This is a genomic window from Sphingomonas sp. PL-96 (assembly GCF_020707215.1).
In the GTDB taxonomy this organism is placed as follows: Bacteria; Pseudomonadota; Alphaproteobacteria; order Sphingomonadales; family Sphingomonadaceae; genus Sphingomonas.
Genome location: NZ_JAJFET010000003.1, coordinates 321,223 through 345,858 on the forward strand (window position 1 = coordinate 321,223; position 24,636 = coordinate 345,858).

The 24,636-nt window shown below is 68.7% G+C and carries 20 protein-coding genes and 1 tRNA gene; 5 read left to right on the forward strand and 16 right to left on the reverse strand.

Going from position 1 to position 24,636, the window contains the following annotated elements:
- Nucleotides 1–52: 52 nt before the first annotated feature.
- From LK533_RS08935 to LK533_RS08975, 9 genes are all read right to left on the reverse strand, one after another.
- On the reverse strand, nt 53–1,000 hold the full coding sequence (locus tag LK533_RS08935; protein ID WP_229362440.1) for a family 43 glycosylhydrolase: 948 nt from the start codon (nt 998–1,000) through the stop codon (nt 53–55).
- Between the two features lie 69 nt (nt 1,001–1,069).
- Nucleotides 1,070–2,110: a glycosyltransferase family 4 protein gene (locus LK533_RS08940; RefSeq protein ID WP_229362441.1), complete on the reverse strand. Its 1,041-nt coding sequence runs from the start codon at nt 2,108–2,110 to the stop codon at nt 1,070–1,072.
- On the reverse strand, nt 2,107–2,967 hold the full coding sequence (locus LK533_RS08945) for a UDP-2,3-diacylglucosamine diphosphatase (protein ID WP_229362442.1): 861 nt from the start codon (nt 2,965–2,967) through the stop codon (nt 2,107–2,109). The genes LK533_RS08940 and LK533_RS08945 overlap by 4 nt, the downstream gene beginning before the upstream one ends.
- A 145-nt stretch (nt 2,968–3,112) precedes the next feature.
- Entirely contained in the window at nt 3,113–3,400 is a 288-nt protein-coding gene (locus tag LK533_RS08950; RefSeq protein WP_229362443.1) for a DUF3325 domain-containing protein, read from the reverse strand.
- Nucleotides 3,397–4,965, reverse strand: coding sequence for a PepSY-associated TM helix domain-containing protein (locus LK533_RS08955; protein ID WP_229362444.1), 1,569 nt, complete (start codon nt 4,963–4,965; stop codon nt 3,397–3,399). Before LK533_RS08955 ends, LK533_RS08950 begins: the two co-directional genes overlap by 4 nt.
- 20 nt (nt 4,966–4,985) lie before the next feature.
- Complete coding sequence (locus LK533_RS08960) at nt 4,986–5,402, reverse strand: hypothetical protein (RefSeq protein ID WP_229362445.1); 417 nt, start codon at nt 5,400–5,402, stop codon at nt 4,986–4,988.
- 80 nt (nt 5,403–5,482) lie between these two features.
- Nucleotides 5,483–6,826, reverse strand: a complete 1,344-nt coding sequence (locus LK533_RS08965; protein WP_229362446.1) for a PepSY-associated TM helix domain-containing protein — start codon at nt 6,824–6,826, stop codon at nt 5,483–5,485.
- 11 nt (nt 6,827–6,837) lie between these two features.
- Nucleotides 6,838–8,895 carry a TonB-dependent receptor gene (locus LK533_RS08970; protein ID WP_229362447.1) on the reverse strand — a complete coding sequence of 686 codons (2,058 nt, stop codon included), beginning with the start codon at nt 8,893–8,895 and terminating at the stop codon, nt 6,838–6,840.
- Between the two features lie 54 nt (nt 8,896–8,949).
- Nucleotides 8,950–9,393, reverse strand: a complete 444-nt coding sequence (locus tag LK533_RS08975; protein WP_229362448.1) for a DUF2946 family protein — start codon at nt 9,391–9,393, stop codon at nt 8,950–8,952.
- 203 nt (nt 9,394–9,596) lie between these two features.
- Between LK533_RS08975 and LK533_RS08980 the strand changes: the two genes are divergently transcribed.
- A complete protein-coding gene (locus LK533_RS08980; protein WP_229362449.1) occupies nt 9,597–10,652 on the forward strand; it encodes a PLP-dependent cysteine synthase family protein in 1,056 nt (351 codons plus the stop codon).
- A 266-nt stretch (nt 10,653–10,918) separates the two neighbouring features.
- Here LK533_RS08980 and LK533_RS08985 read toward each other — a convergent pair whose 3' ends face one another.
- From LK533_RS08985 to LK533_RS08995, 3 genes are all read right to left on the reverse strand, one after another.
- A complete protein-coding gene (locus tag LK533_RS08985) occupies nt 10,919–13,384 on the reverse strand; it encodes a glycoside hydrolase family 3 protein (RefSeq protein WP_229362450.1) in 2,466 nt (821 codons plus the stop codon).
- Between the two features lie 126 nt (nt 13,385–13,510).
- Entirely contained in the window at nt 13,511–14,296 is a 786-nt protein-coding gene (locus tag LK533_RS08990) for an SDR family NAD(P)-dependent oxidoreductase (RefSeq protein ID WP_229362451.1), read from the reverse strand.
- 42 nt (nt 14,297–14,338) lie between these two features.
- Nucleotides 14,339–15,490, reverse strand: a complete 1,152-nt coding sequence (locus LK533_RS08995) for a fumarylacetoacetate hydrolase family protein (protein ID WP_229362452.1) — start codon at nt 15,488–15,490, stop codon at nt 14,339–14,341.
- A gap of 129 nt (nt 15,491–15,619) precedes the next feature.
- Here LK533_RS08995 and LK533_RS09000 point away from each other — a divergent pair, with 129 nt between their 5' ends.
- Nucleotides 15,620–17,197 (forward strand): carboxylesterase/lipase family protein, encoded by a 1,578-nt coding sequence (locus LK533_RS09000; RefSeq protein ID WP_229362453.1) that lies wholly within the window; start codon nt 15,620–15,622, stop codon nt 17,195–17,197.
- On the opposite strand, the gene LK533_RS09005 is transcribed toward LK533_RS09000, so the two are convergent.
- Nucleotides 17,189–18,073 (reverse strand): diacylglycerol/lipid kinase family protein, encoded by an 885-nt coding sequence (locus tag LK533_RS09005; protein WP_229362454.1) that lies wholly within the window; start codon nt 18,071–18,073, stop codon nt 17,189–17,191. The genes LK533_RS09000 and LK533_RS09005 overlap by 9 nt on opposite strands.
- Nucleotides 18,074–18,165: 92 nt before the next feature.
- Between LK533_RS09005 and hemB the strand changes: the two genes are divergently transcribed.
- Nucleotides 18,166–19,158, forward strand: a complete 993-nt coding sequence (gene hemB, locus LK533_RS09010; RefSeq protein ID WP_229362455.1) for a porphobilinogen synthase — start codon at nt 18,166–18,168, stop codon at nt 19,156–19,158.
- A 66-nt stretch (nt 19,159–19,224) separates the two neighbouring features.
- Nucleotides 19,225–21,456, forward strand: coding sequence for a spermidine synthase (locus tag LK533_RS09015; RefSeq protein WP_229362456.1), 2,232 nt, complete (start codon nt 19,225–19,227; stop codon nt 21,454–21,456).
- A 6-nt stretch (nt 21,457–21,462) separates the two neighbouring features.
- Here the strand turns inward: LK533_RS09015 and LK533_RS09020 are convergent, their stop codons facing one another.
- Nucleotides 21,463–21,954: a hypothetical protein gene (locus tag LK533_RS09020; protein ID WP_229362457.1), complete on the reverse strand. Its 492-nt coding sequence runs from the start codon at nt 21,952–21,954 to the stop codon at nt 21,463–21,465.
- Nucleotides 21,955–22,037: 83 nt separating this feature from the next.
- On the opposite strand from LK533_RS09020, the gene LK533_RS09025 reads away from it, so the two are divergent.
- Nucleotides 22,038–22,114, forward strand: a tRNA-Arg gene (locus LK533_RS09025).
- Between the two features lie 58 nt (nt 22,115–22,172).
- Here LK533_RS09025 and LK533_RS09030 read toward each other — a convergent pair.
- On the reverse strand, nt 22,173–23,408 hold the full coding sequence (locus LK533_RS09030; RefSeq protein WP_229362458.1) for an NAD(P)/FAD-dependent oxidoreductase: 1,236 nt from the start codon (nt 23,406–23,408) through the stop codon (nt 22,173–22,175).
- Nucleotides 23,409–23,489: 81 nt separating this feature from the next.
- Nucleotides 23,490–24,392 carry an ROK family protein gene (locus tag LK533_RS09035; protein ID WP_229362459.1) on the reverse strand — a complete coding sequence of 301 codons (903 nt, stop codon included), beginning with the start codon at nt 24,390–24,392 and terminating at the stop codon, nt 23,490–23,492.
- Nucleotides 24,393–24,636 lie beyond the last annotated feature (244 nt).

Sequence of the window (24,636 nt, forward strand, 5' to 3'; positions counted from 1 at the left end):
GCCGGATCGGGCGCTTCCTGCAAGACGCCCGGGCAGAAATCGTGGCCGGCGATCAATCGGTCATCCGGATGGGCGCGATCCGGCCAGCTGCGTCATAGCGGATGCGCTGGATGGCGACCCGGCGCTCGCCGTCATAGGGCCCGTCGCCCTTCTGCCCTTCCCAGCGGTGGTAGACGATCAGCCAGTGCCCGGTCTTTGGATCGCGCACGAAGCTGTGGTGCCCCGGCCCCTTGTACTTGGCATCCGCCGCCAGGATAGCACCCTGATACTTCCAGGGTCCAGTCGGCGAAGAGGCAATGGCGTAGTGGACCGAATAGTCGGAGCGGTTCCAGCGTCCGTGGCTGTATGAGAGATAATAGGTGCCGTTGCGCTCGTGCATGAACGCGCCCTCGGTGAAGTTGGGCGGCTGCGCCACGGCAATTTCCCGATCAATCGTCACCATGTCGGGCTTCAGTTCGAACACGCGCAACTTCGCTCCCGCACTGCCGCCTGCGTAGAGCAGTCGCCGGCCCGATCTGGGATCGACGAACACGGTGGGATCGATCGCTTCAAAGCCATTGCCGCCGGTCAGAAGCGGCTTGCCGCTGTCGGTGCAGGGACCAGCGGGTCCGGCGCAGACGGCGACGCCCAGACGGCTGGGCGTCGGGTTCTGCGGCCCGATCGAATAGTAGAAATAATAGCGCCCGCGGTCGACGACCATGTCCGGCGCCCACAGGAAATGCACCGGAGCGTCATCGGCCTTTGCCCAGCGGATGTCCTTGAGGCGCAGGAGCGGGTGCTTTCGCCAGTGTCGGCGGTCGGCCGAGGACCAGGCCTGCAGCCCGTCGCCGCCGGTCGGGTAGATCCACAGCTTGCCGCCGGACACCATGGCGGAAGGGTCGGCGCCGGCAAAGACCGAACGGACCTCTTGCGCGCTCCCGCTTGCCGCGGTGGTGAGAAGCAGCGCAAACGCCGCGCCGAACAGCGCCGGCCTGCGGCGATGCTGTTGATCCTGAGCCATGCCGCTCTTGTGCCCAAGCAGGCGGCCGCCGCCAAGCGCTTTGGTCAGCGGTGTCGCGGCTCCGACCGGTCAGCCGGCCATCGCATCCGGATCGGCAGCCAGGTGCGCCACGAACTGGTCGGTGCAGCGCTCCCAGCCATACGCCGCGCCCTCTGCCGCACAATCCGCCGGGCGGGCGGTAAGGGCAGTGCCGATCGCGACGGCAAGGTCGGTATGGAGCGCGCCGATCCGCCGGTCGCCCTTGCCCGTGCCGTTCGGCCCGATGATGTCGACCGGGCCCTCCACCGGATAGCCGGCGACCGGCGTCCCGCAGGCAAGCGCCTCGATCATCACCAGGCCGAAGGTGTCGGTGCGGCTGGGGAACGCCAGCACGTCGGCGGTGCGATAGGCGGCGGCGAGTTCCTGCCCGTGCAGCGTGCCCAGGAAGCGCGCTTGCGGGTAGCGGGCCTGCAGCATGGCACGTGCGGGGCCGTCTCCGACCACCAGCTTGGTGCCCGGCACGTCCAGCGCCAGGAACGCCTCCAGGTTCTTCTCCACCGCGACGCGCCCGACGTGCAGCATCACCGGTCCGGCCCCCGCGTCGATCGCCAGGCGCGGGCCGTCCGGCCGGAACACCGCCCGGTCCACCCCGCGCGACCACGGCCGGGTGTGCGAGATGCCATGGCTTGCGAGCTTGGCAGCGACGGTTGGGGTTGCCGCCAGCACACCGCGGGACGGCCGATGGAATCGGCGGATCGCCGGCCAGAAGCAGCGTGCGGGCAGGTGCGTGCGCAGCGCCAGATAATCGGGAAAGTTGGTATGGAAGGAGGTGGTAAAGCGCTGCCCGCGATCCAGGCACCAGCGCCGTGCTGCCCAGCCGAGCGGCCCCTCGGTGGCGATATGCACCGCCTGCGGGCGAAATCGCTCGAGCCGGTGCGCAACCGCCCAGGACTGGCCGAACGCCAGGCGGATCTCGCTATAGCCGGGACAGGCCCAGGTGACGAACCCCTCCGGCGTCACCAACTCCACCTCGTGACCCCGCCCGGTCAGCTCGGCGACGGTTGCCGCCAGCGTGCGCACCACGCCGTTCACCTGCGGCGCACCCGCGTCGGAAATGATCGCGATCCTCATGCCAGGACCCGCACGCGCGCCGCCTCGGCGGCAGCGGCTACTTCGGCATGCCAGTGCAGCAACTCCATGCGGCCGTCGGCATGCTCCACCAGCGCGGTGCAACTCTCCACCCAATCGCCGTCGTTGTAGTAGGTGATGTCGCCGATCTGGCGGATCTCTGCGGTGTGGATGTGGCCGCACACCACGCCGTCGACCCCGCGCTCCGCGGCGGCGTGGGCGACCGCCTCTTCGAAGCGGGAGATGAAGCTCACCGCGTTCTTGACCCGGTGCTTGGCATAGGCGGAGAGCGACCAATAGGGCAGGCCCATCCGCCGCCGAACCGCGTTCCAGACCGTGTTCGCCTTCAGCAGCAGCGTATAGGCATGGTCCCCCAGAAAGGCGAGCCAGCGGGCATAGAGCACCACGCCGTCGAACTTGTCGCCGTGCAGCACCAGCAGCCTGCGCCCGTCGGCGGTGACGTGCACCTCCTCGTCCAGCAGCTCGACGCCGCCGAACTCCAGCCCGACATAGTCGCGGAACGCCTCGTCATGATTGCCGGGCAGGTACACCACGCGCGTGCCACGGCGCGCGAGCTTCAGGATGGTGCGCACCACGTCATTGTGGCTTGCCGGCCAGTACCAACCCTTGCGGATCTGCCAGCCGTCGACGATGTCGCCCACCAGGTACAGCGTTTCGCACTCGACACCGCGCAGGAACTCGACCAACGCCCGCGCGCTGCTGCCCGAGGTGCCGAGGTGCACGTCGGAGACGAACACCGTGCGGAATGCCCGGCGGGGCACTTCGGGCGTGTAGGATTCCGGTTCGGAGATCCAGTCGGGAAGGGACTTGAGGGCAGGGGCGAGTGCGGTGCGCGGCATGTTGCGAACTCCCATCGTCGGGCCGCAGCAACGCCTAGCCGCACAAGGCTACAACGCCTTTGCAGAAGGATGACGACGGGAGTCTTGGAACCGACGCGCCTGCGTCATCTCAGCGTCATCGGCGTGTCATTTCGCCGCCCCCGGCTCAGCGCGGATGGCGTCGAGCCTGGGTGCGAAACGCAAGAAGCAGGATGACGGCGAGCAGCCCGAGGGTGCAGGCACCCAGCCATACCAGCGTCCCATATCCCCCGCCGAACGCCAGCATCGCCAGCCCATAGCCAAGCGCCAGGCCGATCCACCCGACGACGCGCAGCCGCTTGCTTGGCTGGATTGGCAGCATCCGGTGGAGCAGCGGACCCTGATGGCGGGGCAGGCCGGCCATCAGCGCGCCGAAGCTCAGCAGCGCGACGAGGAAAAGCAGGAGGTGGATCATGCCAGCGCGAGCTCCTTGGCGCGCGGGGCGCGCTGCTGCGGCGGCTTGGTGGCGTGGCGATGGACCTTGCGTGCGCTCCAGCCCAGCGTCGCCGCCGTCGCAAGCATCACCAGGTCAAAGGTCGGAAACAGCCAGTCGCCGGCCGCCAGGCTCGCGATCGGGTTGCGCGGCGTCGTGATCGCGTTCACCATCGGAATGGCCGCGTAGAGCACCGCGCCGGCCCCCAGTACCTCGATCCAGGCCCGCCGCGCCGGTCGCGCAAGCGCCCAGACGAGCGACGCGCCCCAGACGATGAACATCGAGTGGATCTCCCACTCCGCCCGCTCCGACATCTGCAACGGCAGCAGCCGGTTGGCGAGGAAATAGGTCGCGATCCCGGCCATCAGTCCGCCGATGGTGGCGATGTTGAGCCGCTCGACCAGGCGAAAGCCGAAGTGGGGGCGGGACGGGTCGGGCAGCTTTGCCCGGCGCTTGACGGTCCACAGCACCAGGCCGCTCGCGACCATGATCGTGCCGCCCACGCCCGACAGGAAGTAGAACCAGCGCAGCCCCAGGTCTGCATAGCGTCCGGCATGCAGGCCGACCATCACGCTTTCGGTAAGGGCCGCACCAGCACGCTCCGGGCTGGCGGAGAGCAGCTTTCCGCTCGCGCCCGAAAAGACGATGTTGGGGCCGCGGGTGGCGATCGCGCCGCCCATAGCGCGCAGCAGCGTCACGGTCGCGGTGCTGTCGCCCGGATTGGCGACGGTGATCACGCCCACGTCCGCGCCGTTCCAGCGCCGGCGCGCCTCGGCCACCATCGGCGCGACTGGCGCCATCGGGGCGGCGATTCCCGACGGCTCCGGCGGCTGCTGGTCGCCCCACAACTGCTGGTAGTAGCTGGTCGGCTGGGCATAGTTCGCGGCAACCCCCCAGGGCATGTACAGCACGGCGAGCGTCACCAGCCCGGTGTAGGTGATCATCAGGTGGAACGGCAGCGCCGTCACCGCGGTCACGTTATGCGCGTCGAGCCAGCTGCGCTGCCCCTTGCCGAAGCGGAGCAGGAAGAAGTCGGCAAAGATCTTCTTGTGGGTGATGATGCCGGACAGGATCCCAACGAGCATGAACATCGCCGCGAGGCCGACCAGATAGCGTGCCCAGATCACGGGCATGTAGTGCAGGTCGAAGTGGAAGCGGTACAGGAACGTGCCGCCGCGCGTGTCGCGAGCCGCGACCTTGTTGCCGTCGCCGTCCAGCACCGCCTGGGTGTCGCGCCGGCCGTGGCCGCCGCGGCGACCGCTGCGCTTGCCGGGACCCGATTCCTTCTCAGCGGGGACCCAGAAGACGGTCGTTTCGGCGCCGCGCGCGCTGGGAAGGGTGATGTACCAGCTGCGCGCATTTGGCGCCTGCTCGCCGAGCCAGCGCATCGCGCCTTCGGCGGATCGGACGATCGAGGGCTGGCCTGCGACTTCCGGCCGCATCCAGCGCGTGATCTCGTCCTGGAAATAGGCGGTGGTGCCGGTCGCAAACACCGCAAACAACAACCATCCCAGCAACAGGCCCGTCCAGGTATGGAGCCAGGCCATGCACTGGCGAAAGCCTTCCTTCACAGGCGACCGCCGGACGCAAGCGACAGCCACACGCCGCCGCCGAGCACGAAGCTGGTGGCCAGCATCCAGGCCCAAAGGCGCCACGGCGAGCGCACCGCAAAACTCGTCAGCACAAGCGTGGGAAAGATCGCCAGCGAGAGCAGGGTTGCCGTCATGCTTCCCTCAGCCGCGGTCGTCGGGAGGATGCGCGCCAGCAACGCGGTGAGAAGCGTCGTGACGGCATAGTTGCCGACGGTAGCCGCAAGCACCCGGGCAGTAAGCGCGACCCATGCGAGTCGTGCCGGGCTCGCCTGCTTGGCCGTCGCGCGCCGGATCGGTGTGGGTCGCGTCTGGCGTCCTGCCGGCATCGTGACGCCAGCCGGCACGAACAAGGAGGAGAGCGCCGCCGAACGGCTGTCCAAGGACACAGACATGATAGTTCCCCACTCCGCTATTGCGTGTGGTTCTCAATAATCATCCTGCAGCTGCTGTAAACCCGTAGTGCGAGCGATTCTCAAAAAACTGGTCGCGCCGCCAACTCCCGCCCGACCCTGCGACTGAGGACCCACTCGCATGCGAGCGCCACCAACATGGTGATGCCCGTAAGCGGGAAGACGATGCCGGCGACCAGCATCATGCCAAGCACGGCGCGCGCCCGCCGCGGGTCCGGGTCCCGCTGGGGCGCACCCAGGGTTCCAGGCGCCCGGCGTTTCCACCACATCATCGCCGCCGTAATCGACAACAGCACCACGGCGATGCAGCCGAACAGCATCAGCAACCGGTTGAGCTCGCCATATTGCTCGCCCTTGTGGGTCGCGATGCCCCATTCCACCAGCTGCGCACCCGCTCCGAAGGTCGGGAAGCGCGCGTCCTGCAGTACTCGCCCGGTCCCGGCATCGAGATAGAGCGCGCGTCCGTCCTCCGCCCGGCGGATCGCCTTGGAGAAGAGATAGGGTTCGCCCGGCGCGCTTGGGAGGCTCAGGACCCAGGGCACGGCCATGCCGTCGGCCGCCGCCAGCGTGACCGCGCGATCGATGCCGATGTCGCCGTGGCTGCCGTGCGGCATCCGCGCCTCCTGGAGGGACCAGGGCAAGGTCCCGGCGACGTCGTGGCCGCTGTGCCCCGCATGACCGGGCATCGCGCTCGCCGCTACCTGCGGAGGTTCAGGCCGCCCCACACCGTTGCTCGCGATCGCGCCGCGCAGGGCATCGCCCCACACGCCAGTCCACGGCATACCCGTTGCGGCCAGGAACAGCACCACCGCGCCGGCGACGATACCGACCGAGGCGTGGAGGTCCCGCCAGAACAGCCGCCGCCGGGGCGAGCCACGGACGCGCAGCGCCGGGCTGCCTCCGCGTGGCCACCACAGGTAAATGCCGGTCACCACCAGCAGGATCGCCCAGCCGCCCACCGCCTCGATCAGCGCATTTCCGATCGGCCCGGTGAGGATCAGGCTGTGGAGGTCGCGAACGGTCTGCAGCACGCCGCCCTTGCGTGTCAGTCCCAGCACCGTGCCTTTGTAGGGGTCGACCCAGGCGGTTTTTGCTCCACCTTCGGCCGTGGTGACCAGCAGCCGCCAGCTCTGGTCCGGACGGGCAGGGCGATCGACCTCCGCGACGGTGCCGCCGGTTTCGCGCCGCACCTGTTCCAGGATCGTGGACAGGGGAAGCGGCGCGCCCGCCGGCTCCACCGCCACGAGCCTGGGGTAGATCAGCCGTTCCAGCTCAGGCTTGTACAGATAGAGCCCGCCGGTGATCGCCAGCCAGCTGAGGAAAGGCAGCACCAGGAGCCCGGCATAGAAGTGCCACCGCCACATCGCGCGGTAGAGCCCGCCGCTGGCTGGTGCCGATGTTGCCACCTGCGCGTCCATCACAACCGCACCCGCACGGCGCCATAGACCGCGCGCGGATCGGCCGGGGCGTGGAGCAGCTCCGTGCCGTCCCACCAGACATACTCATAACGTTCGTTGCCGAGGTTCTTCACCTGCGCGGAGAGCTCCACCCGCGGCGTCAACTCGAACGCGACTTCTCCAGTAACGACGACATAGTCGCCGAAGCGGCCGCGATCGTTGGCAGGGGTGAGTTCGTAAGACGACTGGCCATTGCCCCACAGCGATACCCGCCAGCGCGCCGCCGGCACCAAGTCCAGTCCGCCCGAGAACAGATTTTGCGGGACATGGTCGATCCAGTTCCCGGCCTGCGACGGCGTGGCGGGGTCGGGCGTGCGGATGCGCGCATGCTGATAGGAATAGGCGCCCCACAGGCTCACCCCGGGCACCGGGGTGAGGTTCAGCTGCACATCGATGCCCTGTCGCCGAGTCTCGCCCAGATTGTCGAAGTCGCCGTTGGGGTCGTTCAACCGACGCTTGATCTCGCCGGTCGCGGTCTGGCGCCACAGCGCGACGCGCCCTTCCAGCCAGCTGCCGCGGACATATTTCACGCCCGCCTCCCAACCGGTGTTGATCGACGGAGCCAGGTCGCTGGTGCGCGGCGGCACCTTGTAGGCGCCCGATCCGGCGCCGATCTGGAATGTGCGGCCATAGTTCGCATAGGCCGTCAGCCCGTCGATCGGGGTCACCGCGACGCTGAGCTTGGGCTGGCTGATCGTGCCATAGTCGTTGATCGCGTAACGCGCGTCGGCCAGACGATCGTCGAGGCTGCCCGACACCCGGTCGAACCGCCACGCCGGAGTGATCTTCAGCCATGCGGTCGGCTCGATCACCGCCTGCACATAACCGCCATAGACGGTGAGGTCGAAATCCTGGTCGCGGGTCTGCCGCGTCAGCACCCGCCGATCGGTGAGCCAGCGGCGGCTCTGGTTGTCCTGCACCTGCACGTCGCCGCCCGCTTCGATCTGGAGGTCGTGAAGGAAGGCGACCTCGGGCCGGTACCGCAGCGTCAGCAGGCCGCCAACTTGCGTCTCTTCCGTCAGCCGCCGCTGCTGCGCGACATTGGCAGAGAAGCGGACATAGCGATCGTCGAACTGGGTGGTGACATAGCCCTTGGCGCTGAGGCTCAGGTCGGACGCGACATCGGCATCCAGGTGGAGGCTGTACTGGCCGAGCCGGCGCTTGCCGCCGTCGGTTTCGGACACGGAATAGGAGGTGGAGCGATCGTCCGCATTGTCGGCGGCGGTCAGGTAGCCGGGCTCCTCGGCCTTTGCGGTCGAATAGCGGGCGATCGCACCGATGCGGGCGCTGCCGAAGTCGTAGAACCATTTGCCGGCCACGTTCGCCCGGCGCAGGTCGGCGTGGTCGCGAAAGCCGTCGGTGTCGCGATAGCCGACGAAATAGTTCTGGCTGAACCCGCCGCGCTCCACGCCGGCGGAAACCTGTCCCTCATAGGTTCCGAACGCGCCTGCCAGTGCCTTGGCATCCAGGTAGCTGCCGCCGATACGAGTGAGGATGTTGGCGTTGCCCGCGATGTTGTGCAGCCCATAGCGCGGGTCCGCGGTTCCGCGCACCAGCTCCACCGCGGCGATGTCCAGCGGCATGACCGAGTCGATGAACACCATGCCGCCATCGTTGGCGTTGCTGGGGATGCCGTCGATCAGCAGCTTGACGGCGTTGATCTCCCCCTCGCCGTTGAACCCGCGGATCGAGAACCGGCCCGAGGTATTGCCCTGGTTGAAGTCGGTGAGGGTGACGCCGGGCAGCCGCGCGAACAGCTCCCATGTGTTGTCGACGCTCTGCCGCTGGGCGAGGTCGCCGCCCAGCACATCCACCGAGGTGAGCACCGCGTCGCTCGAGCGGGGCAGGCGCGTGCCGGTGACGACCACCGACCCGACGGTGAAGCTGGTGTCGGTAGCGGGTGCGTTTACCCGCGCCGGCGTCACCAACGGATCGGCAGACGGAGCGACTGACTGCGCTGCTGCCGGACAGGCCGCAGCAGCGAACGCCGCACAGGCGGCAGTTCGGAATAGATGCATGAAGAACTTCCTGATCCGGCGCACCGCAGGCGCGCCCAAGTGAGTGAGGATGGATCAGGCGGTGGCGGGCGGCCCCCTCAGCGGCGGGCGCAGGAATGGGCTGGCGGCGACGGGCAGTCGCACCGGCAGCCGGAACGCGGCCGCCAGGATGAAGAACAGCGCGATCGCCAGCAGCAGCGGGTCGGTCGCGGCGAGCGAGGCGGCGGCGATGCCTGCAAAGGCGCAGGGCAGTTCCTTTGCCGCATCATGCTGCTGGTCAGGCTTGTCGCCATGCCCCTGCATGGCGGCATGGTCGCCCGCTTCGCCATGGCCCATGCCGTGCATCGGCGTCGGCAGCAGCGGACCATAGCCCGAGCACATCACGAAGGTCGGGGTTCCGGCGGGCGAGACCGCGAGCATATAGCCGGTCGGGATCAGGATGCGCATCAGCAGCGCCACCGCGAGCAGCCACGCGGCCGAACGGCGATGAGCCAGAAGGATGCAGCGGACCGCGTTCACGCGGACGGTGTATCGGGGCGGAGCTGGCAAGTCACCCGCCGGCGATGGCACGCGCGGGCCGGGCTCGGCATTGACCTGCCCCAAGGGTTGCGCGACGAGCGCGCACGTCTTCGTGCCACCAGAAGGATCCTCCCGTGCTGCGTAACGATCGAGAGCCCGCCGGGGTCCATCCGGCCGCATCTGGCGCAGGAAACCGGGCGTGGGTGGCAGACGCGATCGCCAGGCTGACGGCGGAGCAGCGCCGCTCGGCCGACACCCACCTGATCGAGGTGCCGCTGTCGGCGGCTGCGGGCGGCGTGCGCCTGTACCTGAAGGACGAGTCGAGCCACCCGACCGGCAGCCTCAAGCACCGGCTCGCCCGCTCGCTGTTCCTGCATGCGCTGTGCAACGGCTGGATCGATGCCGGTACCACGGTCGTGGAAGCGTCGTCCGGATCGACCGCGGTGTCGGAGGCCTATTTCGCCCGGCTGCTCGGGCTGCCGTTCGTGGCGGTGCTGCCGCAGTCGACCTCACCCGAAAAGATCGCGGCGATCGAGCATCTCGGCGGCCGCTGCCACAAGGTCGCCGACCCGCGCACCGTCTATGCAGAAGCCGAGCGGATCGCGGCCGAGACCGGCGGCCATTATCTCGACCAGTTCACCTATGCCGAGCGGGCGACCGACTGGCGCGGCAACAACAACATCGCCGAGTCGATCTTTGCGCAAATGGCACTGGAGGCGCATCCGATCCCGACCTGGATCGTGTGCGGTGCCGGCACGGGCGGCACCTCCGCCACCATCGGCCGCTATCTGCGATATCGCGGCCATGCGACCCGGCTGTGCGTCGCCGATCCGGAGGGATCGGTGTTCCACCGCTATTTTGCCGATCGCAGCGTTACCGCCTGGGAAGGGCCGATGACGCTGGTCGAGGGGATCGGCCGCCCTCGCGTCGAGCCGTCGTTCGTGCTGAACGTCATCGACCGGATGATCGCCGTGCCCGATGCGGCAAGCTTCGGCGCCGCCCGCCAGCTCTCGGCCGTGCTGGGCCGTCGCTGCGGTCCATCCACCGGCACCAACCTTTTTGCCTGCCTCACCCTGATCGAGGAGATGGCGGCACGCGGCGAGCAGGGCTCGATCGTTTCCCTGTTGTGCGATCCCGGCGAGCGGTACGCGTCCACCTGCTTCTCAGACGCCTGGATGGAGAGCCGCGGCCTCGTCTGCCCGGACCAGGCCGCGCGGATCGAACGGGTCGTGGGGACGGGGGCTCCAAACGTCGGCTAGAGCCGGGTTCGTTGAAGTAGAACCGTTCGTGCTGAGTAGGGGCTGAGCGAAGTCGAGGTCGCGGGCGACCCAACCCTTCTTGAAGAAGTCGAGGTCGCCCTGGATCCAGCGGTCCGTGATGCTGTCGCCCATGAACATGACGCACGGCTGCGCCCGTCGCGCGTCACCTTCTGCCGCCTGCCCAGCTCACGACCGGCACCGTCCGTAGGTCCGGGGTGAACAGGGCAGGAGCAGGGCGGCGTAGCCTGACGCAGGTCTCCGACAGGTCAGTTCGGGCAGGTGGCACCCGCCGGGTCGGTCACCAGCCGCAAGTCGGCGACCGCAAAGCGCAGCGGCGCGCTGCTGGTGACGGAGAAGACCTCGCGCACCTTGGCAACATCCGCCCCCTTGTCGCGGAAGCATTTGAGCGGCACCCGCACCGTCCGCCACTCCGACCCGGCCGGGGTGAAGATGGCGCGAGCGTCAACTTTCCCGCCGCCAAAGCCCAGCGTCACTGGACCGGTGGGTGCGGCGCCGACGCGATAGGTCACCTGCAGCAGCAGGTCGGCGTTGGCTTCCCGCGTCAGGTCAATCTCCGGCCCGGTGATCCGCACTGCGCCCTGGCCGCCCCAGCTGAACTGGCGCGCGCCCTCCTGGGTCTGCGGACCATCGACCGCTGCGACCGTCACGCCTGCGTCGGCTGCGAGCTTGAACGGGGCGGGCACCTGGCCGCGTGCGAAATAAAGGCTGGTGTTGCCCAGGCTCGCATCGACGCCGGCGACTTCCGCCAGCTGCGGCACGGACCCGCCGCGGGCATAGGAGAGGCCATAGTCGAACGGAAACAGCGGGTCGTAGCCGGGGGTGCCCTTGTTCAGCGTGAACTGCCCCGCAGTCTTGGGCCAGCTGAAGGCCAGCTTGCCCGCAAAGTCGCGCCGTGCCTTGCCGCTGCGGTCACCCACCAGCACGTCGGCCACGCCGGCACCTTCGGAGCCCGGGAACCAGGCGGCGACGAACGCATCCGACTGGTTGATCTCCGGGTTCACCCACATCGGCCGGCCCGACAGGAACACCGAAACCGTCGGCACGCCTGCTGCCTTCAGCTTCTTGAGCAGGTCGAGCGCCTGCTTGTCGCCCGGCTGGAACTCCAGCGTGCGTACGTCGCCGCGCATTTCGGCATAGGGCATTTCGCCGAACACCACGATCGCGACGTCCGGCTTGGTGGTGAAGCTGCCGTCCGCGCTCAGCGTTGCAGTGCCGCCGCCCGCCTTCATTGCCTCCGCGATGCCGGCATAGATCGACTGGCCGTTCGGGAAGTCGGCATTGGTGTTGCCGTCGCCCTGCCAGCTGAGCGTCCAGCCACCGGACTGACGGCCGATGTCGTTGGCGGCGTCGCCCGCAACCAGGATGTTGGCGCTCGCCTTGATCGGCAGCACGCCGCTGTTCTTCAGCAGCACCAGGCTCTTGGCGACAGCTTCGCGGGCGACGGCGCGGTGCTCGGCCGATCCGATCGCTTGCGGGCGCGTCTCATAGGGGCGGGCGGCGTCGAACAGCCCCAGCTTCGCCTTGACGCGCAGGATGCGGCGCACGGCGTCATCGATGCGCGCCATCGGGATACGGCCGTCCTTTGCCGCCGCGACGGTGGTCTCGAACAATCCCTTCCAGCTGTCCGGCGCCATCGCCATGTCGAGCCCCGCGTTGAAGGTCGCCGGGCAGTCGGCATTGGTGCAGCCCGGGATCTGCCCATGGCCGTTCCAGTCCCCCACGACAAAGCCGTTGAAGCCCATCCGCCCTTTCAGCACGTCGGTCAGCAGCGAGCGGTTGCCGTGCATCTTGGCGCCGTTCCAGCTGCTGAACGACGCCATCACCGTCATCGTGCCGGCATTCACCGCCGCGGGATAGCCGGCGTCGTGGATGCGGATCAGCGTATCCTCGTCGACTTGCGTGTCGCCCTGGTCGATGCCGTTGGCGGTGCCGCCGTCGCCGAGGAAGTGCTTCACGCTTGCCGAGACATGGCCCTGCTGGATCGGACCCTTGCCGCCGCCGCTCGCCTTGGTGCGGCCCTGCAGGCCCTCGACCATTGCACCGGCATAGGAGCGGACCACCGCGGGATCCTCTGAATAGCCCTCAAACGCGCGGCCCCAGCGATCGTCCTGCGGTACTGCCAGCGTCGGCCCGAAGGCCCAGTCGAAGCCGGCGGCCGCCGTCTCCGCAGCCGTCGCCGCGCCGATCCGCCGGATCAGATCGGGATCGCGCATTGCGCCCAGCGCACTGTTGTGCGGGAAGATCGTCGCGCCGACGACATTGTTGTTGCCGTGCACGGCGTCGATGCCAAACATCAGGGGGATGGGCACGTGGCCCGGCCGCTGCTCCATCGCGACCTTCCCAAACGCCTGACTCGTCGCCACCCACGGAGCGGCCGGCGACCGGTCCGGCGCGCCCAGCGGCGGGGAGCTGCCGCCGGCCAGGATGCTGCCCAGCGGATAGCGGCGCAGGTCTTCAGGCGTGATCGCGCTGGTGTCGGCCTGGATCATCTGGCCGACCTTTTCCTCCAGCGACATCCTGGCCATCAGCTTCGTGACAAAGGCTTCGGTCGCGGGATCGATCAGGTCCGGGCTCTTGGCGGCGGGCCAACGGTCAGGATGCGCGGTGCTCGCCCCGGGCGCGGCGGGGGCGCCCGCCTGCTGCGCCGCAAGCGGTGCGGTAAAAAGCGTGGCGCTGGCCAGCAGTGCGCCCAAGGTCGATCGTCCGTTCATTCATCCCTCCCATGCGCGCCCCGCTCTTGCGGCGGTCAACGCGGTGTCGCGGCGCAACGTCGCCGATTGTGGCGTCGTCTGCAAAGAGATTCCGCGATGGAAACCCCGTCCTTCAGGCTGTGCGCGTCAGCGCCAGCCCGCGTCGATCCAGTAATCGTGCGCCGTGCACATCCGTGCGTCGTCCGACGACAGGAACAGCACCAGCGCCGCCACGTCGGACGGCTGGATGCGGCCGTCCAAGCATTGCGCGGCGACGATCTCCGCCTCGCCCTCGGGCGTGTACCAGCGCTCCTGCCGCGGCGTCTGGACGTTGCCGGGCACGATCGTGTTCACGCGGATGTTGGCGCGGCCCAGATCGCGGGCGAGGCTGCGCGTCAGCCCCTCGATCGCCGCCTTGCTGGTCTGGTAGAGCACCAGTTCGGGTAGCCCCAGGTGCCAGCTGATCGAACCAAAGTTCAGGATCACGCCGCCGCCGTTCGCCTTCATGATTGGCGCCACGGCCTGGGCCGCAAAGAACTGGTGGCGCAGGTTCACCGCGAGCCGCTGGTCCCAATATTCCGGCGTCACCTGCTCGATCGTGTGGCGATCGTCATTGCCGGCATTGTTGATCAGGATGTCGACGCCGCCGAGCTCGGCCACGATCTCGGTGAAGCGGGCGCGCAGTGCCTCGATGTCGGTGAGGTCGCAGGCAAAGAAGCGCGGCGCGTGGTCGGCACCCGGCGAAAGCCGCGCGACCAGATCCCGGCTCGCGTCTTCGGCGATGTCGACAAAGGCCACGCGCGCACCCTGTGCGACGAACGCTTCGGTCAGGCCCTCGCCGATCCCCGAGCCGCCCCCGGTGACGATCACCCGCTTGTTCTTTAGGCTGGGATAGATCGCCGCCGATCCTTCCGCCTTTGTCTGCTGCAACACGTAATTCCCCTTGTCTGATTTCTTCGGGCGGCGCGGACGCGCTCAGCCGGCCAGAAGGCCGCGCTTCGCCAGGTTCTGCATCAGGGCGCCGATGCCCTCGCTCCACGGCGCTGCCGCCTTGGAGGTTGTCACGGTGTTGACCAGCGTACCGAGCTTGGCGCTCGCAATGGTCACCGTGTCGCCGACCTTGTGGGTGAAGCCGCGGCCAGGCGCGTCGCGATCCTGGGTCGGCGCAAACAGCGTGCCCAGGAACAGCACGAACCCGTCGGGGTACTGATGCTCGCTCATCGCCTGGGCGAGCAGCGTTTCGGGATCGCGGCTGATCTCTCGCATCGTGCTGTAGCCGTCGAGCGCATAGCCGTCGGTCCCTTCGATCCGCAGCGTCACTTCGGCCGCACGCACGTCGTCGATGCCGAACCCGTCGTCGAACAGCCGGATGAACGGACCGATGGAGCAGGATGCGTTGTTGTCCTTGGCCTTGCCGAGCAGCAATGCCGAGCGCCCTTCGAAGTCGCGCAGGTTGACGTCGTTGCCCAGCGTCGCACCCACCGCACGGCCGTTCGCATCGGCGAGCAGCACGACTTCCGGCTCCGGGTTGTTCCAGGTGGAGTCGGATCGGACGCCCACTTCGGCGCCCCAGCCTACGGTGGCGAGCACCGGCGCCTTGGTGAAGATCTCCGCATCCGGGCCGATCGCGACCTCCAGATATTGCGACCACAAGCCATCGGCGATCAGCGCGTCCTTGAGCGCGGCGGCCTCGGGGGAGCCCGGCACCACCGATCGGATGCTGCCGCCAAGGGCGCTTTCCAGACGGGTGCGGACTTCGGCGGCGCGTTCATGGTCGCCGCGCGCCCCTTCCTCGATAACGCGCTCCAATGCCGACACCGCGAAGGTGACGCCGGCGGCCTTCACGCATTGCAGGTCGATCGGGCTCAGCAAGCGGATCGCAGACCCGGCGTTGGGCGACAGGTCGAGCGTCTCGAGGTCGCCCAGCGCTTCGCCTCCGCTGGGTTCGGCCATGCCCTGCGCGACCAGGGCCGAAACCGTGGGCGCCACGCGCGCCATGTCGTGAACGATGCCGTGCCGGATCAGCACGGGGGAGGGACCGCCACCGCGGTCGATGCGGCCCAGCAGGGTCGCACTACGCCAGTCGTCCGGCAACGCGCTCACGATTGGAGCCGCGGGTTTCGTCATGATCCTCTCCCTAGTTGGTAGCGGTATCGGACACCGCATCGCTTGTCGTCAACCCGTTGCCTGAGGCTTGTCCGTCTGGTCGCCCTGCAAAGCTTGCGGCAGGTCGCGGGACCCGCCACTCTGTGGTGGATGAGGATCCGTAATCTGCTGTCGCTGCTCGTGGGAGAGTTGGTCTACCCCGGGCGGGTGTCGCATCTGGTCGACGCACCCGACGCGGTGCGGCAAACGGTGGCCGTTCAGGGCGGGCTGCTTGCCGGTGTCCAGACGTCGGGCGGCGCGGCGTTCCTCGGTATCCCCTATGCCGCACCCCCGATCGGTCTGTTGCGCTGGCGAGCGCCCGAGCCGCCGCCTGCATGGGAGGGTGAACGCGACGCCACCCGCACCGGTTCGCCGGCCATGCAGACGATCGGCCACGGCCGGTTCGTGCCCGTGACGGGAAGCGAAGACTGCCTCTACCTCAACGTCTATGCGCCGCCAGGTCGGCCAGAGGGGCCGGACGAGGGCTGGCCCGTGATGGTCTTCCTGCACGGCGGCGCGTTCGCGGTCGGCGCGTCCGACAACTATGATCCCAGCCTGCTTGCGACCGAGCAGCGCGTGGTTGTGGTCGCCCCCAATTACCGCATGGGCGCGTTGGGCTTCCTCGCCCATCCGGCGCTCGCCCAGGAGCAGCCGCACGGAGGCTCCGGCAATTTCGGTCTCCTCGACCAGCAGGCTGCGTTGCGGTGGGTGCGCGACAATATCGCCGCGTTCGGCGGGGATCCTGCGCAGGTCACGCTGTTCGGCGAGTCCGCTGGCGCCTGGAGCACGTCCTACCAGCTGCTCTCGCCGGGCGCGCAGGGCCTGTTCCACCGCGCGATCCTGCAGAGCGGTGCTGCCGTCGACCCGCTCTCGACCGTGTCTGCGGCAGAGGCCGAGGCGGACGGCCTCGTCTTCGCCGAACGGCTCGACGCTGCCGGGGCTGGCGCGTTCGATCGCCTGCGTGCCTTGTCAGCGGGAGAGATTGTGCGCGCATCCGCGATCCGACGCGGCATCCTGGGGCCGGGCAGCTGGGGACCGGTCTGGGGCGACGCCGTGATCCCGCACGAGCCTGGCCGCGCCTTTGCCGAGGGTGGATACCAGGCGATGCCCGTGATCGTCGGCACCAACTCGCATGAGGGCCGCCTGTTCGGCCTCGGCATCCGTAGCCAGGCGGATGCCGAGGCGCGCATCCGCGCCGATTGGGGCCGCGATGGCGAGGCGGTGCTCGCCCGCTATCCGGCCCGATCCCGGATCGAAGCGCAGCAAGCCTTCGCCGACGTGGTCACCGAGTCGCGCTTCGCGCATCCGGCCGATCGTCTGCGACGACTGCTGGCAGCAAGGACGCCGGTCTATGGCTATCGGTTCGACGATCCGGCAGCGCCGTTCTCCATCCCGCATCCCTGGGCCCCCACGCCGCTCGGCGCCTATCACGCCGCCGAACTCACCTATGTGTTCGGCACGCGCTGGGCCCTTGCCAATCCGGCGCGCTTCACGTCCGCGCAAGCCGCCCTTGCCCGGCGGATGCGGGACAGCTGGGGGGCGTTCGCGCGCGGCGAGGCGCTGCGGGACTGGCCGGCGTTCAGCAGGGACGCCCCTGCGGTGCGGGTATTTGCGCCGGGCGGTGACACCGTCGAGACCGACTTTGCCGAGCGCTACGGCTGCGACTTCTGGGACAGGCTCTCAGGTTGAGGCAGGGGCGATCACCCGGATCACGCCGGCCGCGATCCTCGCGGTGACGGGCGTCTTTGCCAGCACTTCGCCATCGATCGAGATCGGCAGCGGGGGGTTGGTGGCGATGCGAAGCTCGCGGGCATGGAAGGTGACGGTGTCGGCACGCCGCGAATCGAGGCCGAACACGGCGCCGCTCCAGTTGCGGACCAGCCCGCGCCGGCCGTTGCGCGCGACCGCCTGGACGATGATCTCCCCACTGTCGAGCCGCGCTTCCTCGATCAGTTCGACACCGCCGTGGAAGCGTCCGTTGGAGATGCGAACCTCGGTCGCGGTCAGCCGCTTGGCGTCCGCTCCCTCGCCGACGATCAGCTCGAACGGGCGAAAGCGTACGAACTGCAGCGTCGCCCAGGCGAGATAGCCCGCCCGGCCGAACCAGCGCTTCAACTTGTGCGGGATGGTGGTGGCAATCTGCGGCGAGATGCCGATCGCCGCGCAGTTGGCGAAATAGTCGCCGTCGATCATGCCCAGGTCGATCCGCCGAGGAGTTCCGGTGCGCAGCACCTCGACCGCGCCCTCGATCTCCAGCGGGATGCCGAGCGTGCGTGCGAAGCTGTTGGCGGTGCCAAGCGGCAGCACGCCCAGGATGGTGTCGCTGCCCACCAGATGATCGACCAGGCTGCTGATCGTGCCATCGCCGCCGCCCAGGATCAGCAGGTCAGGCTTTCCCGCCATCACCTGCCGTACCGTGTCCTGCAGCTTGCTGGGGTCCTCAACCGGATGCGGCGCTACGTCGAAGGGGAGGCCGGACAGCGCGGCACAAGCCTGTTCGAACTGATCTTGCCCGGTGCGGGACTGCGTGTTGACGACCAGCGCGGCCGAGCGGATCTTGTCCATGCACCCTCAACGCGCAGAAGCATGCCCGGATGCACGCGTGGTTGCGTGCCCTGCGCTTGCGCACGCTCGGTGCTTGGCCCACACAGCGGCCCATGTCTATCGCCGCGTATCCCGCCCTTCGCCTTCGTCGTACCCGCGCTGCCGACTGGAGCCGCCGGCTACATGCCGAAACCGTGCTGACGCCTGCCGACCTGATCTGGCCGCTGTTCATCACCGAGGGGGAGGGCGAGGAGCCGGTTGCCGCGCTGCCGGGCGTCTCGCGCTGGTCGATGGCGGGGCTGGTGGCGCGCGCGCGCGAGGCGCGTGACCTGGGCATTCCCTGCCTGGCATTGTTCCCGAATACGCCGTCGCATCTTCGCAGCGAACTGGGCGAGGAGTCGTACAACCCGAACAACCTGATGTGCCGCGCGATCGCGACCATCAAGGATGCAGTGCCGGAAGTCGGCCTGCTCACCGATGTCGCGCTCGATCCCTATACGACCCACGGCCACGACGGGCTGGTCGACGACCGCGGTTATGTGATGAACGATGCCACCGCCGACCAGCTGGTGCGCCAGGCGCTGGCGCAGGCACGCGCCGGTGCCGACATCATCGCCCCGTCCGACATGATGGACGGCCGCATCGGCCTGATCCGCGAGGCGCTGGAAGCGGACGGTCACCACAATGTCCAGATCATGGCCTATGCCGCCAAATATGCGAGCGGCTTCTACGGGCCCTTCCGCGACGCGGTCGGCTCGCGCGGGCTGCTGAAGGGCGACAAGAAGACCTACCAGATGGACCCGGCGAATGCCGAGGAAGCGCTGCGGGAGGTGTCGCTCGACCTTTCGGAAGGCGCCGACAGCGTAATGGTGAAGCCGGGCTTGCCGTATCTCGACATCATCCTTCGGGTGAAGAACGCCTTTGAAGTGCCTGTATTTGCGTACCAAGTCTCCGGCGAATACGCGATGCTCGAGGCAGCGGTCGCGGCCGGTGCGGCGGATCGCGACGCGGTCGTGCTGGAGACGCTGATGGCGTTCAAGCGGGCCGGCTGCACTGGCGTGCTGACCTATCATGCAGCGCATGCCGCGCGGCTGCTGGGCGCGTGATCTGACAAGCGTGCCGCGACCGGCCCAGCAGTTGGACCCGCACCTGGAACGGCCGAGCATCCGGTGATGACCGAGCCTGCTCCTGCGCTCCCGCGGCCGGGACCGGCGCGCGCGCTGTTCGCGTTGACGATCCTAACCGGATCCTTCCTGCTGTTCCTGATCCAGCCGATGGTCGCGCGCATGGCGCTGCCCCGGCTGGGCGGCGCGCCTGCCGTCTGGAACTCGGCGATGCTGGTCTATCAGGCGCTGCTGCTCGGCGGCTACGCCTATGCGCACTGGCTGGCCCACCGCCGCCCGCGGACCCAGGCGCTGACCCATCTGGCGGTGTTGGCACTGGCGGCCCTGTGGCTGCCGATCGGCCTGTCGGCCATGCGCCTGCCGGCCGGGGCCGAGCCGGCGCTGTGGGTGCCCTGGCTGCTCGGTGCTTCGATCGGGCCGCTGTTCTTTGCCGTGTCGGCGCAGGCGCCGCTGATGCAGCGCTGGTTCTCGGCGGCAACTGGCGGGCGCGATCCCTATGCGCTCTACGCCGCTTCCAACGTGGGCAGCTTTGCCGGGCTGCTCGCCTATCCGCTGCTGGTGGAGCCAAGGCTCGCGCTGACGGGTCAGAGCTGGCTGTGGACGGGTGGCTATCTGTTCCTCGTCCTGCTGGTGCTCGGCTGCGCGCTGCTGCTGCCGCGCAGCGGCCCGGCCGCGCATCGGCCTGCGCTCACCAGCGCGCCGCCGACCCGCCGCCGGGTCCTGTGGTGGATCGCGCTCGCCTTTGTGCCCTCGGGCTTGATGATCCAGACTTCGAGCTTCCTGACCACCGACATCGTTGCGGTACCGCTGCTGTGGGTGCTGCCGCTGGGGCTCTATCTGCTGAGCTTCACCGTCGCCTTCGCCGCTCGCCGTGGGCTGGCCACCTTTCTCACCCGCTACGCGCCGATCGCGATCCTGATCTTCGGCAGCATGGTGATCGCCGGGCACCAGAACTACCCGGTGCTGAATGCGGCAATGGCGCTGCTGCTGCTCTTCGTCATCTCCGTCGCGCTGCACAGCTGCATGTACGAGCACCGCCCGGCGCCCGAGCGGCTGACCGGCTTCTACCTTGCCATGTCGGTGGGGGGTGCGCTGGGCGGCGTCTTCGCAGGGCTGGTCGCACCCGTGGTGTTCGACTGGACCTATGAGTTTCCGCTGCTGATCCTGGCGGCGGGCGTGCTTGCACCGCAACGGTTCCTGCTGCCCAGCATCGCCCGGCTCTGGGCAGGAGGGCGGCGCCGGAGCATGACTGCCGCGACCCTTGGCGCCACCGCGCTGGCAGTCTGGCTGGGGCTGGACGACCAGTCGGCGCTCGCCGGCGGCACCCGTGCCGGCATCGTGTTCGTGAGCCTGGCCCTGCTTGGGCTGCTCGCGATCGGCAGGCGGCCGGTGTTTGCCGGCGTGGTCGCCGGTGCCCTGTTCCTGTTCGGCGGCTATGACGCGCTTCGCCTCTCAGCCCAGCCTGGCGCCCGCACCCGCAGCTATTTCGGCGTCTACACGATCACCGACCGACCGGGTGCGCGCGACCTGGCACACGGCACCACGCTTCACGGCGTGCAGCTTCTCGGCAGCGAGGCACGTCTGCGCCAGCCGACGACTTATTATGTCCCGGCCTCCGGAGTGGGGCAGGCGATGCGCGCCTTGCCGGCTCTCTACGGCGATGCCGCGCGGGTGGGGGTGGTCGGCCTCGGCACCGGCACGCTCGCCTGCTATGCGCACCCGGGCCAGCACTGGCGTTTCTACGAGATCGACCCGGCGGTGGCCCGCATCGCACGCGATCCCGACCGCTTCAGCTTTCTGTCGCGGTGCCTGCCCGACGCCGACGTCCGGCTCGGCGACGCGCGCCTGTCGCTCGGCGACGAACAGGCCGCCAGCCTCGACCTGCTGGTGCTCGACGCATTCACCTCGGATGCCGTCCCGCTACACCTGATGACGCGCGAGGCGTTCCAGACCTACGCGCGCGTGCTCGCCCGCGACGGGCTGCTGCTGCTCCACACGTCCAACCGCTATCTGGCGATGGAGCAGGTTGTTGCGGCAACCATTGAGGGCACCGGCTGGCACGCTGCGGCCTTCAACTACGAGCCGACTTCGGCGGAGGCGGCACAGGAAGCGACCGCGTCCGAATGGATCCTGCTCGGGCGCGGGCCCGCCTTCCGGCGGCTAGTCGCGAGCGACGCTGGCTGGCGGGCACTCCGCCGCGATGGAAGCCTGGCGCCCTGGACCGACGATTATGCGTCGATCGTCCCGGTGCTGCGCGGGATCACCATCGACGCCAACTGACGCGGATCAGGCGAGCATCGCCTCGATCGCGCGAACCCGGGCCACCTGTGCTGCGGCGCGGGTTCGTGCCGTCTCCAATGCAGCATCCAGGGCCGGGTAGGCGGGCTGACCCGCAGCGGCGCGATCGATCGCCGTCTGTTCAAGGTCGGCGATCGGCTGCTGGATCGCACTGCGGGCGACATCGACCTCCGCCAGCGCCGTCTGCGCGTCGAGCCAGGGCTCGCTGCCCTGCGCGGCGCCCTTTGCAGCCCGTGCGCGCTGCTCCGCGCGATCGGCGACCTTGCCGAACGCTGCGTCCGCCGCATCGATCGCGGCCGTGAGCCGGGTGATCTGCGCGTCGAGCGCCGGATCGGGCGTTGCGACTGGCACCGGCCGTACCGGCTCGGCGTCGCTGCGCTGCTCGATGGCCCGCGGCAGAAGCGACGGAAACTCGCCACGCTCTTGCGCACAACCAGCGGCGAGAAGGAGGACGGGGAGGGGAAGGATCGGGCTGCGCATGGGGTGGGTCTAGGGTGCGCAGAAAATTGACGCAACGGGCTTGCGTCCCCGAAAAGCCGCGCCTATTAGGCCCCCTCCACCGGGCGCCCGTAGCTCAGCTGGATAGAGCATCAGACTACGAATCTGAGGGTCGGACGTTCGAATCGTTCCGGGCGCACCATCGAAAGCCCTGCCAGGCACTCGCCCGGCAGGGCTTTTGTGCATCTGGAGCCTAGTCGTCAGCCGGCGGGAACGAGCGCCTTCAGCGGTGTGGCTGTGTCGGCAAGCGCCGCCGGATCGACAACCGCTGCCGCCAGCACCAGCCCGCGCCCCTGCACATAGTCGCGGGTTGCGTTCACGCAGTCGAGCGCCACCACGCGGCCTTCGCGCAAGTAGATCAACGAGAAGCTGCGCGTGCCCGGGTCTCCTCGAAGAACTGTCTCGTCGTGACCTGCCGAGAGGCCAATCGTCTGCAGCTTGAGGTCGTACTGGTTCGACCAGAACCACGGCACTGCACGGTAAGGCGCGGCATCGTCGAGGACTGCGCGGACGGCAGTCGCGGCCATGTCGTGGGCGTTCTGGACGGATTCGAGCCGGATCGGCAGCCCGTCCGCGAACGGATTGGCGTGCAGCGCGCAGTCGCCAATCGCATAGACGTGCGGCAGCGTCGTTCGGCAGTGCGCGTCCACAGCTACGCCATTGTCGCCGCGGGCCCCGGCCGCGAGCAGCGGCTCGACGGCTGGCACGATGCCGATGCCGACAATCACCATCTGCGCCGGCAGCACTTCGCCGGTTGCAAGGCGGACGCCGGTCGCACGCCCGTCGGCTTCCTCGATGCAGGTGACGCTGGCGCCCAGCCGCACATCGACGCCGTGCGCACGATGTTCCGCCTCGTAGAAGCGCGACAGCGGCTCGCCGGCCACGCGTGCGAGGACCCGATCCTGCGCCTCCAAGACGGTGACCTGCTTGCCCAGCTTCGACAGCACCGCCGCAGCCTCAAGCCCGACATAGCCACCCCCGATCACGACGATCCGGTCGGTCTGCGGCAGCTCGCGTGCGAGCTGGTCGACATCGGCGCGGCTGCGCACCGCGTGCACGCCGGCAAGATCATGGCCGGTGCAGCTCAGCCGCCGCGCATGGCCGCCTGCCGCCCAGATCAGCGTACCGTAGCCGACCTCTGCGCCGTCTTCGCAGGTGACGGTGCGTGCAGCCGCGTCCACCGCCACGACGCGCCGGCCGGGCAGCATGGTCACCGCGCGCTCGTTCCAGAAGGCAGCGGGGCGGATCAGCAGCCGCTCGAACGGCTTGTCGCCGGCCAGATATTCCTTCGAGAGCGGCGGCCGCTCATAAGGCAGCTCCGGCTCCTCGCCCACGACCGCGATGCTGCCTTCGAACTTGCGCTGGCGAAGCGCAATGGCCGCCTGCGCGCCTCCGTGCCCGGCCCCCACGATCACGATGTCGAAGCGGTCGGTCACGAGCAATTCTCCGGCTTGGTGCGAGGAAGCGCTATAGCGCTCCCGTCGCACAAGGGGAGGGGCAGCAGGTGCCGCAGGCGATCAGCGTGCGGTGGTCGCCACCGCAATTGCACCCAGCGGGCCGGCAAGCGCCCCGAGTGCAGGCGCCACGACATAGGGGCCGTCGGCAGGCAGCGGCATATAGCCGTCCAGGCTTTGCAGGAGCGCCGCCTCGATGCGCGCCAGGAGGTGCGGCTGGCCGGAGACCACGCCCCCGCCGATCGCGATGCGCATGGGACCCGTGGTGCACACCAGGTCGTGGCACATCAGGGCAAGCGCATGGACGATCGGCTCCCACACGGGATCGTCCTCGGCAACCTCTGCCACCGATCGGCCGCCCAGCCGCGCCACCAGCGCAGTGCCGGACGCCAGACCCTCGATGCAGTCGGGGTGATAGCGGCAGACGCTCGGCACAGTGTCGGAAGGGAGCCGCGGCACGCGCAGGTGGCCGATCTCGCTATGGCTGATGCCGCGGGTGGGGCGGCCGTGCACGACCAGGCCGACGCCGACACCGGTGCCCACCGTCACATAGGCGAAATCCTCCAGCCCCTGCGCGCATCCCCAGCGGATCTCCGCGAGCGCGGCACCGTTCACGTCGGTGTCGAACGCCACAGGCACGCCGAACGGCGCAGAGAGCGTGCCCAGCACGTCGGCACCTGGCCAGCCCGCCTTGTTGGTCGCCATCACCTGGCCATAGGTCGGCGACTTGGGATTGATGTCGATCGGCCCGAACGAGGCGATGCCGATCGCCTGGAAACCGTGCGCGGCATGCCACTCGTTCAGGATGGCGAGGATCGCCGGCAGTGTCTCTGCCGGAACCGTCGTAGGCACCGTCCGCTGGTCGAGGATGGCGTCCGGTCCGTGCGCGAGCGTGCAGATGCACTTGGTCCCGCCGAGTTCGATGCCGACGAGCGGAAGCGCCGAGGTGTCGATAGCAGTGTTCACGCGCGTCGTTTCCGGAATTGTGCGGCCGCGGGAGAGGATGGCCGGCAGGGCGCCGCCATCGAGTTCAGCCGGAACATGGAATCGTCTCCCCTTGTTGGCGCCTACCCGCAATCGGAGCCTGCGCCATCCTGAATTAATACATCAAATTTTGTAACTCAACGGGCAACAAACACAGGCGACCGTGCCGGTACGAAAAGGTTGTATCTGCGTCACGCTGCTGCATTAGTAGGAGCAGACGGATCCA

Bases quoted from the DNA above. Each gene is read 5' to 3' on its own strand.
- LK533_RS08955 (WP_229362444.1), bottom strand. From the start codon at position 4,965: ATGGCCTGGCTCCATACCTGGACGGGCCTGTTGCTGGGATGGTTGTTG.
- LK533_RS09000 (WP_229362453.1), top strand. From the start codon at position 15,620: ATGAGGATCCGTAATCTGCTGTCGCTGCTCGTGGGAGAGTTGGTCTAC.
- LK533_RS08950 (WP_229362443.1), bottom strand. From the start codon at position 3,400: ATGATCCACCTCCTGCTTTTCCTCGTCGCGCTGCTGAGCTTCGGCGCG.
- LK533_RS08985 (WP_229362450.1), bottom strand. From the start codon at position 13,384: ATGAACGGACGATCGACCTTGGGCGCACTGCTGGCCAGCGCCACGCTT.
- LK533_RS08945 (WP_229362442.1), bottom strand. From the start codon at position 2,967: ATGCCGCGCACCGCACTCGCCCCTGCCCTCAAGTCCCTTCCCGACTGG.
- LK533_RS09015 (WP_229362456.1), top strand. From the start codon at position 19,225: ATGACCGAGCCTGCTCCTGCGCTCCCGCGGCCGGGACCGGCGCGCGCG.
- LK533_RS08940 (WP_229362441.1), bottom strand. From the start codon at position 2,110: ATGAGGATCGCGATCATTTCCGACGCGGGTGCGCCGCAGGTGAACGGC.
- LK533_RS08995 (WP_229362452.1), bottom strand. From the start codon at position 15,490: ATGACGAAACCCGCGGCTCCAATCGTGAGCGCGTTGCCGGACGACTGG.
- LK533_RS08960 (WP_229362445.1), bottom strand. From the start codon at position 5,402: ATGTCTGTGTCCTTGGACAGCCGTTCGGCGGCGCTCTCCTCCTTGTTC.
- LK533_RS09005 (WP_229362454.1), bottom strand. From the start codon at position 18,073: ATGGACAAGATCCGCTCGGCCGCGCTGGTCGTCAACACGCAGTCCCGC.
- LK533_RS08970 (WP_229362447.1), bottom strand. From the start codon at position 8,895: ATGCATCTATTCCGAACTGCCGCCTGTGCGGCGTTCGCTGCTGCGGCC.
- hemB (WP_229362455.1), top strand. From the start codon at position 18,166: ATGTCTATCGCCGCGTATCCCGCCCTTCGCCTTCGTCGTACCCGCGCT.
- LK533_RS09020 (WP_229362457.1), bottom strand. From the start codon at position 21,954: ATGCGCAGCCCGATCCTTCCCCTCCCCGTCCTCCTTCTCGCCGCTGGT.
- LK533_RS08935 (WP_229362440.1), bottom strand. From the start codon at position 1,000: ATGGCTCAGGATCAACAGCATCGCCGCAGGCCGGCGCTGTTCGGCGCG.